General features: G+C 46.5%; 17 protein-coding genes. 3 read left to right on the forward strand and 14 right to left on the reverse strand.

Annotation, left to right across the window (positions count from 1 at the left end; genetic code table 11):
- Nucleotides 1-98 precede the first annotated feature (98 nt).
- From purM to L659_RS0117055, 3 genes are read left to right on the forward strand one after another with little or no spacing between them, the layout of a single operon-like run.
- Complete coding sequence (gene purM / locus L659_RS0117045; RefSeq protein ID WP_002959993.1) at nt 99-1,151, forward strand: phosphoribosylformylglycinamidine cyclo-ligase; 1,053 nt, start codon at nt 99-101, stop codon at nt 1,149-1,151.
- Complete coding sequence (gene purN, locus L659_RS0117050) at nt 1,151-1,798, forward strand: phosphoribosylglycinamide formyltransferase (protein WP_002959994.1); 648 nt, start codon at nt 1,151-1,153, stop codon at nt 1,796-1,798. The genes purM and purN overlap by 1 nt, the downstream gene beginning before the upstream one ends.
- 16 nt (nt 1,799-1,814) lie before the next feature.
- Nucleotides 1,815-2,549 carry a DUF3108 domain-containing protein gene (locus L659_RS0117055; RefSeq protein WP_024591315.1) on the forward strand — a complete coding sequence of 245 codons (735 nt, stop codon included), beginning with the start codon at nt 1,815-1,817 and terminating at the stop codon, nt 2,547-2,549.
- 309 nt (nt 2,550-2,858) lie between these two features.
- Here L659_RS0117055 and L659_RS0117060 read toward each other — a convergent pair whose 3' ends face one another.
- The 14 genes from L659_RS0117060 to L659_RS0117125 form a co-directional block, all read right to left on the reverse strand.
- Nucleotides 2,859-3,623 (reverse strand): class II glutamine amidotransferase, encoded by a 765-nt coding sequence (locus tag L659_RS0117060; protein WP_024591316.1) that lies wholly within the window; start codon nt 3,621-3,623, stop codon nt 2,859-2,861.
- 170 nt (nt 3,624-3,793) lie between these two features.
- On the reverse strand, nt 3,794-4,747 hold the full coding sequence (locus L659_RS0117065) for a hypothetical protein (RefSeq protein ID WP_024591317.1): 954 nt from the start codon (nt 4,745-4,747) through the stop codon (nt 3,794-3,796).
- The gene (locus tag L659_RS0117070; protein ID WP_024591318.1) at nt 4,720-5,424 is read right to left on the reverse strand and encodes a hypothetical protein; all 705 of its coding nucleotides are present in this window, start codon (nt 5,422-5,424) and stop codon (nt 4,720-4,722) included. Before L659_RS0117070 ends, L659_RS0117065 begins: the two co-directional genes overlap by 28 nt.
- On the reverse strand, nt 5,421-5,906 hold the full coding sequence (locus L659_RS0117075; protein WP_024591319.1) for a baseplate complex protein: 486 nt from the start codon (nt 5,904-5,906) through the stop codon (nt 5,421-5,423). Before L659_RS0117075 ends, L659_RS0117070 begins: the two co-directional genes overlap by 4 nt.
- Complete coding sequence (locus tag L659_RS0117080; RefSeq protein ID WP_024591320.1) at nt 5,903-6,532, reverse strand: hypothetical protein; 630 nt, start codon at nt 6,530-6,532, stop codon at nt 5,903-5,905. The genes L659_RS0117075 and L659_RS0117080 overlap by 4 nt, the downstream gene beginning before the upstream one ends.
- Nucleotides 6,525-6,812: a hypothetical protein gene (locus L659_RS0117085; RefSeq protein ID WP_024591321.1), complete on the reverse strand. Its 288-nt coding sequence runs from the start codon at nt 6,810-6,812 to the stop codon at nt 6,525-6,527. The genes L659_RS0117080 and L659_RS0117085 overlap by 8 nt, the downstream gene beginning before the upstream one ends.
- A 4-nt stretch (nt 6,813-6,816) precedes the next feature.
- On the reverse strand, nt 6,817-8,082 hold the full coding sequence (locus L659_RS0117090) for a reverse transcriptase/maturase family protein (protein ID WP_024591322.1): 1,266 nt from the start codon (nt 8,080-8,082) through the stop codon (nt 6,817-6,819).
- A complete protein-coding gene (avd, locus tag L659_RS0117095) occupies nt 8,079-8,432 on the reverse strand; it encodes a diversity-generating retroelement protein Avd (protein ID WP_002960011.1) in 354 nt (117 codons plus the stop codon). The genes L659_RS0117090 and avd overlap by 4 nt, the downstream gene beginning before the upstream one ends.
- Before the next feature lie 55 nt (nt 8,433-8,487).
- The gene (locus L659_RS0117100; RefSeq protein WP_024591323.1) at nt 8,488-9,705 is read right to left on the reverse strand and encodes an SUMF1/EgtB/PvdO family nonheme iron enzyme; all 1,218 of its coding nucleotides are present in this window, start codon (nt 9,703-9,705) and stop codon (nt 8,488-8,490) included.
- Nucleotides 9,702-10,280: a phage tail-collar fiber domain-containing protein gene (locus L659_RS0117105; protein ID WP_024591324.1), complete on the reverse strand. Its 579-nt coding sequence runs from the start codon at nt 10,278-10,280 to the stop codon at nt 9,702-9,704. Before L659_RS0117105 ends, L659_RS0117100 begins: the two co-directional genes overlap by 4 nt.
- On the reverse strand, nt 10,277-10,987 hold the full coding sequence (locus tag L659_RS0117110) for a hypothetical protein (protein ID WP_024591325.1): 711 nt from the start codon (nt 10,985-10,987) through the stop codon (nt 10,277-10,279). The genes L659_RS0117105 and L659_RS0117110 overlap by 4 nt, the downstream gene beginning before the upstream one ends.
- Nucleotide 10,988: 1 nt before the next feature.
- Nucleotides 10,989-12,128, reverse strand: coding sequence for a baseplate J/gp47 family protein (locus L659_RS0117115; protein ID WP_024591326.1), 1,140 nt, complete (start codon nt 12,126-12,128; stop codon nt 10,989-10,991).
- The gene (locus tag L659_RS0117120; RefSeq protein WP_010553476.1) at nt 12,118-12,444 is read right to left on the reverse strand and encodes a DUF2590 family protein; all 327 of its coding nucleotides are present in this window, start codon (nt 12,442-12,444) and stop codon (nt 12,118-12,120) included. The genes L659_RS0117115 and L659_RS0117120 overlap by 11 nt, the downstream gene beginning before the upstream one ends.
- Nucleotides 12,444-15,821, reverse strand: a complete 3,378-nt coding sequence (locus L659_RS0117125) for a phage tail tape measure protein (RefSeq protein ID WP_024591327.1) — start codon at nt 15,819-15,821, stop codon at nt 12,444-12,446. The genes L659_RS0117120 and L659_RS0117125 overlap by 1 nt, the downstream gene beginning before the upstream one ends.
- Nucleotides 15,822-15,823 lie beyond the last annotated feature (2 nt).

Raw genomic sequence — 15,823 nt, forward strand, 5'->3', positions numbered from 1 at the left:
TTATTTCAAAATTACATTTGAGCTAGCCGCGACCTTGCAATTGTTGTAAAATACGCGCGTTTCTAAGCAACCCAAAACAACTATTTTGAGGAAAACCTGTGAGCGAACAAAAACAGTCTCTAAGCTATAAAGACGCGGGCGTAGATATCGACGCTGGTAATGCACTTGTTGAGCGTATTAAAGGCGTAGTTAAAAAAACTCGTCGTCCTGAAGTAATGGGCGGAATTGGTGGTTTTGGCGCACTTTGCGAAATTCCTGAAGGCTACAAGCAACCAGTATTAGTTGCAGGCACAGATGGCGTTGGTACTAAACTACGTTTAGCAATCGACTTAAAAAAACACGATACTGTTGGTATTGATTTAGTTGCAATGTGTGTAAACGACTTAATTGTTCAAGGTGCTGAACCCCTGTTTTTTCTAGATTACTATGCAACTGGTAAACTAGATGTAGACACAGCAGCTGACGTAGTTACAGGTATTGGCAAAGGTTGTGAAATTTCAGGTTGTGCCCTAATTGGTGGCGAAACAGCTGAAATGCCAGGTATGTATGATGGTGAAGACTACGACATGGCAGGCTTTTGTACAGGCGTTGTAGAAAAATCTAAAATTATTGATGGCACAAAAGTAGCAGCAGGCGATCAGCTTATTGCACTTGCTTCAAGTGGTCCTCATTCAAATGGCTTCTCTTTAATTCGTAAAGTACTTGAAGTGTCAAAAGCTGATACCAGCGCTGACTTTGAAGGTAAAACTTTAGGCGAAACTTTACTTGAGCCTACTCGTATTTACGTAAAACCTTTACTTGAGTTATTCAAAAACGTTGACGTACATGCGCTTTCGCATATTACTGGCGGCGGTTTTTGGGAAAACATTCCACGCGTATTACCCGCTTCAGCAAAAGCTGTAGTTAAAGGTGATAGCTGGCAGTGGCCACCTATTTTTAACTGGTTACAAGAAAACGGTAATATTACTACACACGAAATGTACCGTACATTTAACTGTGGTGTAGGTATGGTTTTAGTAGTTCCTGCAGACAAACTTGAGCAAAGCTTAACAATGCTAAAAGACTTGGGTGAAAATGCGTGGCACCTTGGTGAAATTCAAGATGCAGCAGCTGGCGAAGAGCAAGTTGAAATTGTAGGTGGTGCTAAGTAATGGCACCGACTCGTCTGGTAGTTTTAATCTCAGGTAGTGGCTCTAATTTACAAGCCATCATAGATGCCTGCGAACGTGGCGAGATAAACGGACATATAGCGGCTGTTATTAGTAACAAAGCAGACGCTTATGGCCTAGAGCGTGCAAAACAAGCAGGTATTGCTACAAAAGTGCTCAGTCATAAAGATTTTGACTCGCGCGAAGCGTACGATGCGCAATTAATGAACGTTATCGACTCTTTTATGCCAAATCTAGTTGTATTAGCTGGGTTTATGCGTATTCTTACTCCTGGCTTAGTGCAAAAATATGTTGGAAAAATGTTGAACATTCATCCATCTTTGTTGCCTAAGTATCAGGGGCTGAATACCCACCAAAGAGCAATTGATGCAAAAGACGATGTTCATGGCGTAAGTGTTCACTTTGTTACTGAAGAATTAGACGGCGGTCCCGTTATTCTTCAAGCGCAAATACCTGTACTCAAGGATGATACAGCAGAAACATTAGCAAAACGCGTGCATGAGCAAGAGCATATAATTTATCCTTTGGTGGTCAAGTGGTTCAGTGAACACAGACTTACTATGGAAGCAGATTATGCAGTTCTTGACAAAAAACAACTTCCTGCACACGGCGCGCACTACCCACAATAAAAAAATAAGTGCCCTGTTGTTATGTGCGGGCGCTTTACTTCCAACTAGCCTAATTGCAGGCGAATTGACCCAGTATCAAGCTAATTACGATATTTTACGCAAAGGTAAAAATCATGGTGAGGCTGTTCGTGAGCTCAAAAAAATGGGCGACGATACTTATGAACTAACATACCACAGTAATATTGAGTGGATGATTTTCTCTGATTCTCGTGAAGAAACATCAAAGTTTACCTTTAAAGATGGCAAGGTTACCCCGCATCATTACAATATGATCCGCACCGGTACAGGCCCAGATAAAGATTATAAAATTGATTTTGATACAACAAACAAAGTAGTGACTAGCAGCGCTAGCGAATACCCACTTAAATGCGAATGGACTGATGAATTTCAGGATGCTATTTCATACCAAGTGCAAGTGCGCGAAGGATTGAAAAAAGGCGAAACGAGCTTTTCATTCCCGCTTATAGACAAAAAAGGTAACCGCCGCGACTACAACTTTGAAGTTGTTGAAAAAGAGATGATCTCCCTACCTATCGGTAATGTAGAAGCCATTAAAGTAAAACGTTTATACGATAACGATAAACGCCAAGCAATTGCATGGTTTGCGCCAGAAATGGATTACATGCTGGTACGTATGTGGAAAGGCGAAAAAGGTATGGAGCAGTTTGAAGTTCAAATGAATTCATTTACTGTTACATCACCTACAGCTGTTGCGCCTGCAACAGCACAACAACCTCAAGAAGCTAACTAAATTTAATTAAACCAAAGTTAAGCTAGGACCTGTTGACCTTTCAGGATTAAAATTTGTTCAACCTAGGGGCTATTTAATCGCGGCGCGAGGTTTGTAACCTAGTGGGCTAAGTAAAAACCGAGCAACAAAGAGTAAATAGCCCCTAGGCAGAACCCTTCGGACAGCGCATGTTTGGCATTTATGCTACGTTATCGCCTATTTATGGGGAATAACCACACTACATAGGCTCTGCCTTGCCTAAATACCAAACAGTCTGCTGCAAATTTAACCTCGAAAGATAAACAGGTCCTAATATTTAAAATAGGTGGGCTAAATTAGCTCACCCATTTTAAACAATGCAAATTCCCCCGGCTCCATTTTTTGCCAACGCTCATCATTCGTCAAAGGCCTTGTAGCTATAACCGTCACTACATCGTTTGGTGTGGTCTCTTGTTGAAAATCAACCACCATGTCGGCATCAATCAACGTTGCTTTACCAAATGGCGCACGGCGCGTTATGTAATGTAAGTTATTAGTGCAATACGCTAAAACAAACACCCCGTCGGTCAATAGCATATTAAACACCCCTTTTTCACGAAGGGTATGCGAAAGCTTAGCGGCGTATCTAAAAACCGACGCCATATTACTTGGACGCTTTGGGTATTTTTCACGAATTTTATCAAGTAACCAACAAAAAGCGAGTTCGCTATCGGTGTTACCTACTGGGCGATAGTACTGCGGTTTTAAATCATGATAATTAGATAGCTGCCCGTTATGAGCGTAAGTAAGCTCGCGCCCCCATAACTCTCGCGTAAAAGGATGAGTATTTTCAAGGCATACTCTCCCGCGGTTACCTTGGCGAATATGGCTAATAACCGAGACACTTTTAATTGGGTATGCTTTGACGAGCTTTGCAATTTCAGATTGATAACTCGGCTCAGGATCTTTAAAGGTTCTACAGCCTTTACCTTCGTAAAATGTAATACCCCAACCATCTTTATGTGGTCCCGTGTTTCCGCCACGCTCTAAAAGGCCTGAAAAACTAAAACAAATATCGGTAGGCACATTGGCTGACATGCCAAGCAACTCGCACATAAAATAAATAACCCTTTATAAACAATGCAGTAGTAAAAAACAAACAGCCCACCATTTCAACTGGTCACACTTTGGGTCGCACTTTGGTTTTGTGGCCGTTATATTTTTTAGTTTTTTACTGCTTTAATGTGGTTATTGTTAAGCACGATTAACGAATAGGCAAGCGTTAACTACTCTACTATTGGCTCTAGCGTGCCTTTTAGGCTGCTGGCTGTTGATTTGTGGGCGGCAAATTCGCCTTTGGTTATTGGTGCGCCTGCCCCTGCTCCGGTGTGTCCGTGAGTTTCTAGGCTTTGGTTTATGTCTTTAACCAGGCTTATTAAATCTAGCAGTACTTGCGCTACGTTTACCGAATTATTTCCTAGCCACACCGTTGCGCCTTCTACTTTTGCCAGTTCGGTTGCTTTGGCGTGTAGGGTTTTTAGCGTGGTTAGGTTCATGTTTTCGGCGGCCTCAATGTCTACTTGTTTTTTACTGCCAAGTAATAGCCCCTCTAACGCGACAATTAAGGCTTTTTCTCCGACTACTGTTTTTAGGGCGCCCATCACTTCGGTTATTTGGTTGCCGTCTACTTTTAGTGTGTCGTGCGTGGCTATGTTGGTGCTGCGTTGGTGGTAGTCTTGCTCGCTTTTGCGTGCTGTTGTTTTATTTGTGTCGCTGGTTTGGGTTATTTCGCCGTCGGTTGTGGTGTGCCAATTGCCGTCGCGGCCTTGTATTTTGCTGCGGCTATTTTGCTGGAGCGTTACGTCGGTGCGTTTGTGTTCGGGCACTAGGCTTTGCCATGGCAATAAGCTGGTGATCACGGGGTGGCTGTTTAGTCCGTCGATATATTGTATTAAACAATGCATGCCTGGCGTTGGCTCGTTTAATAATCCGTGATCGGATGCTTGGCCTGTGCCGAGTGTTACTTGCTGAAATACGGGCACGGCCAATGGCTCGCCCGTTAGCGGGTTTAATAGCTGTACGTCGGCGGCTTTTAACGGCCTAAATGCGGTGCTAATGGCTGCGCCGCCATTTGGTATGTCGTAAATACGTTCAATACGCGCTAATTGCGGCAGGTGTTTGCGCTCGCTTAGCTCTGGAAAGTAGCGCTGTATTAGGCGTTTAATGGCTTGTTTGACCATCGTATGTGCATCCTGTCGTTGATTAGTGTTACTTCGGTTATATGGCGGCCGTTTATTTGTATGCCTGGCCTTAGCTTTGGTATAGCTATTAGCTCGCCGGTTGTTGAGCTTTTGGCCGTTACTGTGTGCTCTGGAAAATCGTTTATTGCTGCGAGCGGCCAGCGCGAGTCGTGCCAGCTGCCAATAAATATTTTACCATCGGGGCGCTGCTGAAATATAAAATCGCTAATGCCCCACACTTTAGCTACTTGCCTAAGCGCTTCAATACCTGTGCCGCTGTGATAAAACGCGGGTGCTATTTTATTTAAATACTCTGCGTTCTCAGGTGTCGAAAACTCAACGCCGAGCTTTGCCAATTCATTGAGCACGGCTTTTATTGTTGCGTGACGAATAGCAAGCGGGGCGGGAAAGCTTAGCGCGCCGAGCAGCTCGCGGCAGGTTAAATACCATCGGCCATTGGCTTGGTGCTTTGACTCTATTACACCAAGGAAATACGGGGTCATATTGTCAAGCGTATAACCTAAGTGCAGCTCGACCAATCCGCTTGGCTCCTGCTCTGCTACCACTTCAAATTTAGCGCGGCCGGTGCTTGCAATGTCTAGCTGCACGGTTTTGCTAACTATGTTAGTCACTGTACTGCCGCCAATTGTTAGCGTGTTAGATAGGCGGGTGCTCATGGCCCTTCGACCTCGTTAAATTTATTTTGTACGTCGTCGTTACTGGTTGATGCTTGCGGCTCTGCGTTTTCGGTTGCTTGTTCGTCTAGCTGCTGCTGCTCGCGCTCTGATACAGATTGCACCTCTACCAGTTTAAATGCTACTTGCCAGCCTTTTTTGTTTTCTATTTCGCTGGCGCTTATGTCGCCGTCGAATTTGGCTTTACGTATTTTATATGCTGCGGCTAGCTCGTTATTTACGGTGTAAATAATGCGTGCGCCGTTTTCGTCCAGCGCTTTGGCTTTGCTTATTAATAAAGCTAGGCTGGCGCTTTCGTTAAATGGGATTTTAGTATTTACGGTTAGCGTACCCGACTTTACGCCTTGGTCGCTGCTTAGTGAAAAACTGCCAAGGCCTGACATGTCGCCACCTGCTAATTTTACACCTGCGTTTACGCGGGTTTCGAACCCCGGCACGTTCCAGCCGTCGAGTGCTATGCTCATAATGCCTCTTTAATTTTATTTAGCTCGCTTGCTTGGCCTACAAATACGCACATTGCCCAATACATTTGTTCGCTGCCTTTGCTGGCAATTGAACCGCTTAGCTGCTTGGCGCTGCCGGCATTGATTAATTGCACATCTACCCCACTGCTTTTTGCTGTGAACTGCGCTTGACTTAAGCGCTGGTCGCGGGCGGTTTTTAGCTCTGCGGCTTGGGTTAGTGCATCGTCAATGGTGGTTATTAATTGCTTGCCGCTGCCGTTTACTGTGGCTAACTCTGCTGCTATTTGTTTTTTACGCAAAGGCAGCCAGTTTTGCAGGGCGTTTATTTGCCACTCTACGCTTTGGCCTTCGTACGTTGTCAGCTTGCTTTGCTCTAGCGTGCTTTGGCTTTGCCCGTATTGCGCGCAGGCGATGAACTCGGGGATTGGGCAGTATTCATTTATCGTGCTTAGCGAACTTGCCAGTGCGCCGGGGTCATTTGCGCTAACGGATAAGAGCAGCGCGCTATATTGTGCTGGCTTATCTGCTCGTGAGTCGTCGCTTATTGCCGCTGCAAGCAGCTGCGCGCCCTCTTGCATTGAGCAAGGGGCGGCGGCTTGGTGGTAGCATAGCGCTATGTTATGCATTTTCTGCTGTGCTTTCTGGCAGTGGGTAGCGTGATTTTATTTCGGCTACTTTGTCGCGCCATTCCTGTAGCGATTCTGGCGTGCCGTCAAACTGCGCTTCCATGTATAGCGGGTCTGACTCTTTTGTGTATGCCGACTGGCGCTTTTCTAGGTTTTGGCTTAGCTCAAACTGCTGCTGATTTAATACAGATTCAATTTGCTCTTGGTCCATGCTTAGCGATTGCATGTATTCGCTGCTTGTGTTGCTGTGGCTTGTGCCCTTGTAAATGTATGTAAACATAGTTCTACCTTTTAAATGGAGTGTTAAATAACTTTAGTTTTATGCTGTGCGTGTCGGCATGGCTTGCATGACCCAACCACGACTGCACGCATTGGTTTATTTCTACTAGTGACACTTTACCTTGTGAAAATTCTTTTCTAAATCTTTTTAGCTTTGTGCTTATTTTTTTTACGCTGCTTTTTCTTAGCAGCCTATGGCTTGCATATATTCTATACCCTAAAAAATCGAGTGATCGGCCGTTCGTTTTTGCTATTGGGAACACCTGCGTTTTGCTGTTTGTTTTTAGTCGTAGGTTTTTATATAAAAACTCTTCGATTAAATTTCTCCACTCGTTAAGTTGCGCCTTGCTCTTGTGTATTATTACAAAGTCGTCCATATAGCGAATATAACGCTTTGCTTTTAGCGTGTGCTTTGCAAAGTGATCTAGCTCGTGAAGGTAGATGTTTGCAAATATTTGGCTCGTTAAATTTCCGAGCGGTATACCTACGCCCACTGCGTCGCTTGGGCTGTTGTCGATAATGTAAAAAAGCAGGGTTTTTGTTTTTTGGCACTTTAACTTGGCATCTAAAATATTTTTTAATGCCTGGTGATCAATGCTTGAAAAATACTTACTTATATCTGCTTTTAGCGCATATGCTTTGCCGCTTTCGCTTTCCACCTGCTTAATAAATAGCTGCGCTCTGTCGGCTCCGGCGTGTGCGCCCTTGCCTGTTCTGCACGCGTAAGAGTCGTGTATGTATCGTTTGTCGAATAGCGGCTCAATTACATTGTAAATTGCCCGATGTATTACACGGTCTTTAAAGTGCGGCGCTGAAATTAGCCGGCGCTTTGGCTCGAATACATAAAAATGCCTGTACGGTAATACGCTGTACATTTCCCACATTAGCTCGTTTTGTATTTGCACTATGTTTTCTTCTAGATTATTAAAGAATGCAAGGGCCGATGCTGATGTTGTTTTTCCTTTTCGGCATTGGTATGCCGCGTTTAATATGTTTTCGAACTGGAATATTTGTTCGTACGTGCAGCCTGTTGACGCGTCGACAGGCTTTATTGCTTTTTCAGCTATAGCTGGGGCAGCTGCATCCTTTTCAAAGTTGCACTGACAGCCCCCCTTAAGGGTACTGCTTCTGGCATAATCAAGAGCGGGACGAAAACCGATGTTACTGTTCGCATTCGAACGCGCATTGTTCAGATTGAGCGCGCCCAGCCCAGCGTTCGAGCCATTGTTCCAGTTGCCGCCACGTAGCGGGAATCGATTCCGTGCATTCATAATGCAACTGCCTGTTTGTTTCTTATGGATTTAATCCAACCGCCCAACATTTTGCCAATTTCTACTAATCGCTCTATCCATAATTGATATTTTTTTACGTCTATATAGCGCAAGTCTTTTGCCAAGCGAACTTGGCGCTTTAGTATTGCTAGCTCAATGTCTAACTCTGTTAGCGTTGTTTTTTTATGATAACGCTTAAATGCAGTAACGATTAAACGTTGAAGCTGCAGCATAGACTTGCGTATTTCTGCGGCTAGCACATGCGTTTCGTGCTTTGGGAATTGCTTTATTGCTTGATACCCGTACATCAACATGTCTCTGCATTTTTCTTCGATTGTTAGCGCGGTCAAATTTCCTCCTTGTTATGCCCGCGCTATCGCGCGGGGTTCAAATTTCAATAACCAATTACGCAAAGAAAGCGGGACGAAAACCGACGCTACCGCTCGCATACGAACGCGCAAAGCTCAGATAGAGCGCGCCCAGCCCAGCGCCCGAGCCAAAGCTCCAGTAGCCGCCACGTAGCGGGAATCGAGTGCCATAATTTCGACAGTAGATGTAACCACCAACCGTAGTGGTTGATTCTGACTCGATTAACAAGCGGCGTAGTAGCTCTATTTTGTTGTAATCGAGTGCTTTTTCGATTGCTGCAAAATGACTATTTGTTAAATAAGGGTTGTCGTTTGCGTCATTGCCCGCTGGGCCATTACGATTTGTAACGCTGTTACTAAGCTTTGGAGATCCAGCGCTGCCGGTGCCTTCTGTGCTTGCCGTTGGCGAATCTAAAAACGCTGTGTGCTTGCTCCAGTTTTCTTCAATCACCGCTGGGTTGTTGTCGAGCGTAGTAATGATCTGCCCTTCGTCTAGCATCATTTGGTCTAGCCATTCCCACACGTTACCTACTAGGTCTTGAATGCCCCATGCGGTGTGGTCGTGCGACCATGTTGCAGGACCTTTGCCTGTGTCGGTTCTTGCTGTTCCTGATGCATCGCCTGGCAAACCGTTGTCGCTACGGCGTGCTGTTTCTAATTTGTTTTCGTGGCTGCGGCCGTAGTTTGTATTGCCACGTGGCACCGTGCCATTTGCATAAGACCACAGCGCAATTGCTGCCCACTCGTGAATGCTCATCATGTGCCAGCCTTCGCCTTTGTTATTGCATAGCGCTTTTGCTGTATCGTAGTTAACTGATGTGCGCGGCTGTACGCCACCGATAACACTGCAGCCGCCATTTGCTCCGGCTGATGCTAGGTATTTGCCAATGTACACCTCGCCCAGCTGAACACCGTTACGCATAAACATGGTTGGAATACCGGTGCCTAGGTTTAAATCTACGCTGTATTTCTCTTGTATTTTTGCCGTCAACTCTTCGTATGTAAACGGGGCAATTGCCACCATTACATTTGGGTTGCCTTGCTCGTCGATGATCACTTTATTGCGACCGCCTGATGCATGCTCGATTGCGTTGCGGTAACCTTCTGATGCAACGACTGCCATTTCGCTTGCTTTGCCTTTTACGAACTGGTCTAGCTGCGTTGTTTTGCTGTCGATTTCTGCTGCTTTGCCTTCGATTGCTGATGTTAGCTGGTCGGCTGCGGTTACTAGCTGGTTTATTTGCTCTACGCTCATGATAGTTCCTTGCTGAAATTGCTGAAGTTTTTATTTAAAAAGTAATTGCGCACAGTGCGGCGCATGTTGTTTATTTGTGCCGTTGCATTGCTGGTTGCTAATAGTGTTAGCGCGTCTATTTGCGGGCTATAGTCGAACATCCATGATTGCGCGGGAATAGCAATTCGCGCTAGGGCTGCGGCTGCCGCAAACTTTAAAACGAACGAGCGGTTATGCACGTTATTTACGCCTTGGCGCTTGCGCTGTAGCGGTAAGTAATCTACTGCTAGCAGTGTGCCGTTGCGTGTAACTAGGCCAATCCAGTTATAGTCAAAGTCGCCGATGTCTTGCTCTAGCACTACTGCCCACGCGACTGTGTTTGCATCAACATACCCTGACGTATCTATGTTGCGGCGGTAAACTATTTGTGCGCCGCCCGGCATTTTCTCGTTTGGGTTGCGGGTTGCTTGCTCGTTTAGCCCGGGTATATTTGCAAATACTAGCTCTGTCACTTCAAGCCCTTTATTTTGCAGCGTTGCTGTTGTTATGTATGCCTTGCCAGCATTGGTCATTATGCCGGTTATTGCCTGATTCATAGTTGCTCCTTGGCGGTGCTTATGCCGCCGTCTTTGCTTAAAAACCCATAATGCTGGTGCGCGGTAATGCTGTGCTGCACGCCAATGTTTATTGCTTGGTGCTGTGTGTTACTTGTTAGTGCGTCTAGCCCTAAAAAGCTATGAACTAGTGCGTGATCAATGCCGGTTATTGCGTTTATTTTTGTTGCTGAGTTAACGTAATTGCTATCCCATTGCACATGCGTTAAGCCAAGGCTTAGCGATACTGCCGCTAAGTTATGTACTGTTAGTTCGTATCGTCGGCATGTTCGGCCGTACAGCTGTATTAGCTCTGGCAATAGTTCGTATGCGCTTGCTAGTGTTGAGTCGGTCATGTCGATTGCAATAATATCCCAGTCGCGGCCCTCTATTCGCTCTCGCACATTTATGACCTGGAGATCCAGCCGGTTAAAAATATCTTTTATGGTTGCTATTTCTCCGGCGTCAATTGTATTGACTAGCGCGTGCTGCACGCGCTTACGGTAGAGATCCAACGGCTCACTATTTAACCGCTGCGTTAATCGCTCCCATGCTAGCAGCCCGAGTATTGGCTCTTCGTTTTGTAGCTCGTCTTTTTGCTGAACTGCCCACACAACGTAATTACGTGACTGGCTCCAATATCCTGTTGCTGCCTTCACAAGCTTTTCGGCGTAGCCTTTGTTTAGCCATGTTGCTATTTGATTAGCCATTTTAGCCCTTGGTTACTGTTAGTGATGAAAGCACTGGCAGCCAGTTGGCGGCTGTTATGTCGTCAATGTCGAACTTGATTGATTGCAGTTCACTAAATTGCGCGTGGCACTCTGCCACCAATTGGCTAACGCTAAACACGCATTGGTGCGCTACGCGGGTGGGTGCGTACGCTGCATTTTGCCTGAATGCTGCTTGTATAAATGCTGTTAGCTCGCTTTGTATGTCTTCGCTTTGCGAGTGCAGTTTGTATGTTGCTGTTACATTAAACCCAGTGGTTGCCATTGCATACACTATGAAGTCGTCGCCTAAGCCGTGATGCCCTGCGTTTCTTATGTGCTGATTGATTGCACCCAGCAATGCGGTTGGCACTGCGCCTATGTCTAGGTATATGTAGGCATTTGCTGTACCTGGACCTCTCGGCGCTCCGGTCTGAATGTAGATGTTATCTATTGGCACGCCAAAGCTGGAAATTATTTGTTTATACACAGCGTTAATATGCCAGCGCGCGGCTGTTCCGAACACGTTACGTATGCGTAGGCGGTAATGCTCTGTGCTTTCTGTGTCGGCTCCGGGCTTTATTAGCCAGTCTTCGCTGTTAGTTACTGTTATGCCCTCTTGCTGCTCAACAAAGTAACGGTATGCATTGGCTGGCAAGTTGTATGCTGCGCCCTCTTCTTGCGCCTGCGCCAGTGCGTACGCTGTGCTTTGCCCTGGTGCAAAGTGCACGTCTTGCATTGTGGTTAATTTATACACTTGCTGGCCTAGCGTGTCGGTTGCTATTTGTGCACCGGCGGTAATTGAGCTTTCTCCGGCGGTGTTTTGGCGCGTGAACGTGAGTATGCCTTGAGCTGCTACGCCCGCCTGAATGAATACGTTGCGCGCGGGGCCGTGCTTTTCTATTAGCGCGTCGCGGTTGGCGGTCATTATAAATAAGTTTGGCATTAGCTGCTGCGCAACCCAGTTTAATAGCTGCACTAGCGGCTTGGTTATTAACGCCTCAACTGTTCGCCAGAACGGGCTAAACGGTGAGTTGTTAGCAACCTGTATGTTTTGCTCTTTTAGCTGAGCTTGCCATTGTGCTTGTGCTGTTTGCTCGTCCATTGGCAAGCCTGCGTTTTGCATCATTGTTTTAAAGTTCATTGCTGCTCCCGTACTGGCGCGTTTGCGCATTAATGCTTAGCGTGCCGTCGTCGTTGCGGTGCACTTTTATTGTGCCTGGCTTTACGCGATTGTCTTGCTCGGTTAGTAATTCGAGCTCGGTTAATATTGGCTCTATGGCGTTTTTGTTGCGTAGGCCAACAAGCTTGGTTAGTAAGCCGCTTTCTAAAATGCGGTGCTTTATATCCTGGCTTATTACGTCTGCTTTTTTAAACGTGCTCGGGCTTAGCGAGTCGTTAAGCATAAAGTCGCCGTCTTGTATTTCTAGGTCTATGTGTAGCGCTATATCAAATTCCATTAACCTGCTAGCTCCATCATTTGTTCAAAGCTTTGCGCTAAGTCGTCTGATTTAAAGTTTACGTTTTCAATGCTTATATGCTTGCTGCTGTCACTGCTATTGCTGTTGTTGTTTGTGTTGCTGCTGTTGTTAGTTAGGCTTTGCAGGTAAGCCGACTTTTGCAGCTTAGGCTTATATGCAGTGGCCTGTTGTTCTGCGCTAATTTGCTGTGCTTTTTCGGCGCTGTTGCTGGCTGTGTTAGTAATTACCTGATCTGTTTTTACGCTTGGCAATGCTGGCTCTGGTGCTGCGCCTTGGTTAACGCTTACCAGTTGCGCTTGCTTTGAACTATAAACAGGCGAGTTTGCCGAGTTAGTAATATTGTTAGTTGCAACCGTAACTGCTTTGTTTTGCTCGCTTGGGAATGCATTGTTTATTAACGCCTGGCTACGTGCTTGCGCCTGTAAATTTAACGGGGCGGTGCTGTCGGTTGGCACTGCAGGTAACTGCTGGCTAGTAAATTTAAATGCGTCTTGCGCTGCTTCACGCTCAGTCAATGCTTTTGGTTGAGCAGTTATGGCGGCTGGCGCTACGTTATTTTGAACGGCGTTAACTGCGCTGCTAGTTGCTGCGGTGCTTTGCGTTGTGCTAACCGCACTGTTATTTAGTGCTGTTAATGCCTGTGTGCTATTGGCTGTTTCATTAATTGCAGTGCTAGCCGCGCTGTTAGTTACCGCTGCCACATTGTTTTGCGCGGCGTTAGTTACGGCGTTGGTTACTGCAATGCTTGTAGTGGGGCCGTTAATTGCGCTGCTTACGGCTTCATTAATTGCATTGCTGGCGGTGCTGTTAGTTAGCGTTGCCGCATTGTTTTGCGGGGCGCTAACTGCGCTGCCACTTGCTGTGGTGCTTGTGGCATTGCCATTAATTACACTGTTAGTTACTGCGTTGTTTTGCTCGCTTGGGAATGCATTGTTTATTAACGCCTGGCTACGTGCTTGCGCCTGTAAATTTAACGGGGCGGTGCTGTCGGTTGGCACTGCCGGTAGCTGCTGGCTAGTAAATTTAAATGCGTCTTGCGCTGCTTCACGCTCAGTCATTGCTTTTGGTTGGCCTAAATAAACAGGGTCGTTTGCTGCTGCTTGCTCTGCCAATGCCTGCGTGCGCACTCCTTCAGCTTCAGTAATTGCTGCTGCTTTAGGTGCTGCATAATTTACAGTGTTGTTTGGTGCTACATACTGCGGACTTGCTTGCGGTGCAGGCGCGTTTGCTTTGCTGATAACGCTTTGGCCGTAGTCGCGGCTGTACGCTTGGTCGGCACTTTGCATAACCATTGTTTGCGGCTGAACTGCTTGGGTTACCTGATCTACTTTGTTTGATACTTTTTCTGGCTCGTCGTCTGAGAAAAACGAGATAACCGAGTTTAATACGCCGTTGTCGGCGATGGCTGAAATAAAGCTACTTACGCCGTCAAATATTCCACTGATGCCGCTGGCTATGCCGCCGAAAAAGTCGCCCAAAAAGCCGAACGTTTCGGTTAGGTAGTTTATTAGCGATTCGATTATGTCGACTGCGCTTTGCCAAATGCCGGTGAAAAACCCTGATACAGAACTCCCCATGCCTGAGAAAAATCCGGTGATGGCGCCGCCAAAGCTGGACAGTAAATTACCCACATATGAAAACGCTGATCCTATGGCGTTAACCATGCCCATAACCACACTGCCAATTGCTGAAAATGCAGGTGCAAAAAAGTCGTACACACCTAAGGCTATTGTTTTTATTAGCCGCCACACCAATTGCAGTGGCAACGTTAGCAGGTCGAACGCAACTTTAAGGTATTTAAACACCGTTGAGCTTTGCGCCCACTCGTTAAATGCGGCTGTTATGTCGTCAAAATAATAGATAAGCGCGGCAACGGCGGCGATTAATGCAACAGCTGCTATAACAATCCACGTTAATGGGTTTGCCCAAAGTGCTGCGTTAAACAGCCATGTTGCCGCTTGGCCTGCAAGCATAACCGCTTTAAATGTACCCATTGCAATAGCAGCCGCGCCCATGGTGGCTATAAGTGACAAGAACCCTGCAACACGCAGTGCGATTAATGCGCCTTGCCATAGCTTAGTTACTATTAACTGTGCATTAGTTAGCGTTATGCCAATGCCTGTAGCAAAGTTATACAGCCCCATTGCAAACGTGGCTATGCCAAAGGCGGTCATAAGTGCGACTACGCCCACCACAGCGACTGATATTACGCTTGATAGGAACGGGAACTCTTCTGTTAGCGAGACGATGCCAGCAAACATTGATGCTAGCACTTCTACAAATGGCTCTACCACTGGCAATAAGCGGTTACCCATTGCTGTGGCTGCGGCATTGAATGAGCCGCCCATTCTATCCCATGGGCTGGCAATGATGTTTGCCATTTCGGCCGCTTTGGAGTTGTCTTGCACGCCTTCGAAAACTGCAATACCGTCTTTTAATTTGTCTACCTTGGTGCTTAGTACGTCGACCGCCTTTGCGCCTTGCTTGCCAAATATTTGCGTTAGCACGTCGCCGCGCGCAACAGAACCCAGCGATGACAGGCGGTTATTAATTCGCCCTAGCACTACGTCTATTGCGAGCATGTCGCCGTTGTCGTCGGTTAATTGAATGCCTAGCGACTGCTGCGCTTTGCCAATACCCTGTAATAGTGATGCGGCTTGCGTGCCCGCTACCGAACCCGACTTAGCAACCAGCTGCAACTCGCCCACTAGGGCAAATTGCTGAGCTGAGCTTAGGCCAATATTTGTTGCAGTTGCGCCAAGGTTTGAAAACGCCGCTTGCATTTCTGCGCCGGTGGTTTTGTAAAGCTGTACTGCGGTTGCGGTTTGGCCTGCTATTTGGTTTACCCAATTAGACTTGCCCATTTTGTTGGCTGTCTTTTCGAATATGCCATACATGGTGCCCATGTAGCTGGTAATGGTGGCCGCGTCGGCTTTGGTTGCTACCGCTAGTATGTTTGATGTTTTAGTAAATTCTGATAGCTCATCGCCCGTTAGCCCGGCAATGGCTGATTGAATATCGTAGGCACTGCGCACAAACTCGGCAGAGTTACCGCCGAATTGAAAGCCAAATTCGTATGATGTTTTGGTTAGTTTTTGTAATGCGTCGTCGGCAACGCCTAATGATTGCACCTCGCCCAGCGCGGCAACATGATCAATTGCGGGGGCTAGTGATTTAGCCAGTGCGTAACCACCGCCAACGGCTGTGGCTGCGCCGCGCATCATTTGATCTTGCGCGGCGGCTGTTTGCTGGCTCAGCTGATTAATTTTAGCCATGACTTTATTAACCGGACCCGTCACCTTGTCGATGATACCGATTGAATAATTAAGCTTGTCTAACTTGCTGAGCGTGGCCATTA

This window comes from Pseudoalteromonas sp. S8-8, assembly GCF_000497875.1.
GTDB lineage: Bacteria > Pseudomonadota > Gammaproteobacteria > Enterobacterales > Alteromonadaceae > Pseudoalteromonas > Pseudoalteromonas arctica.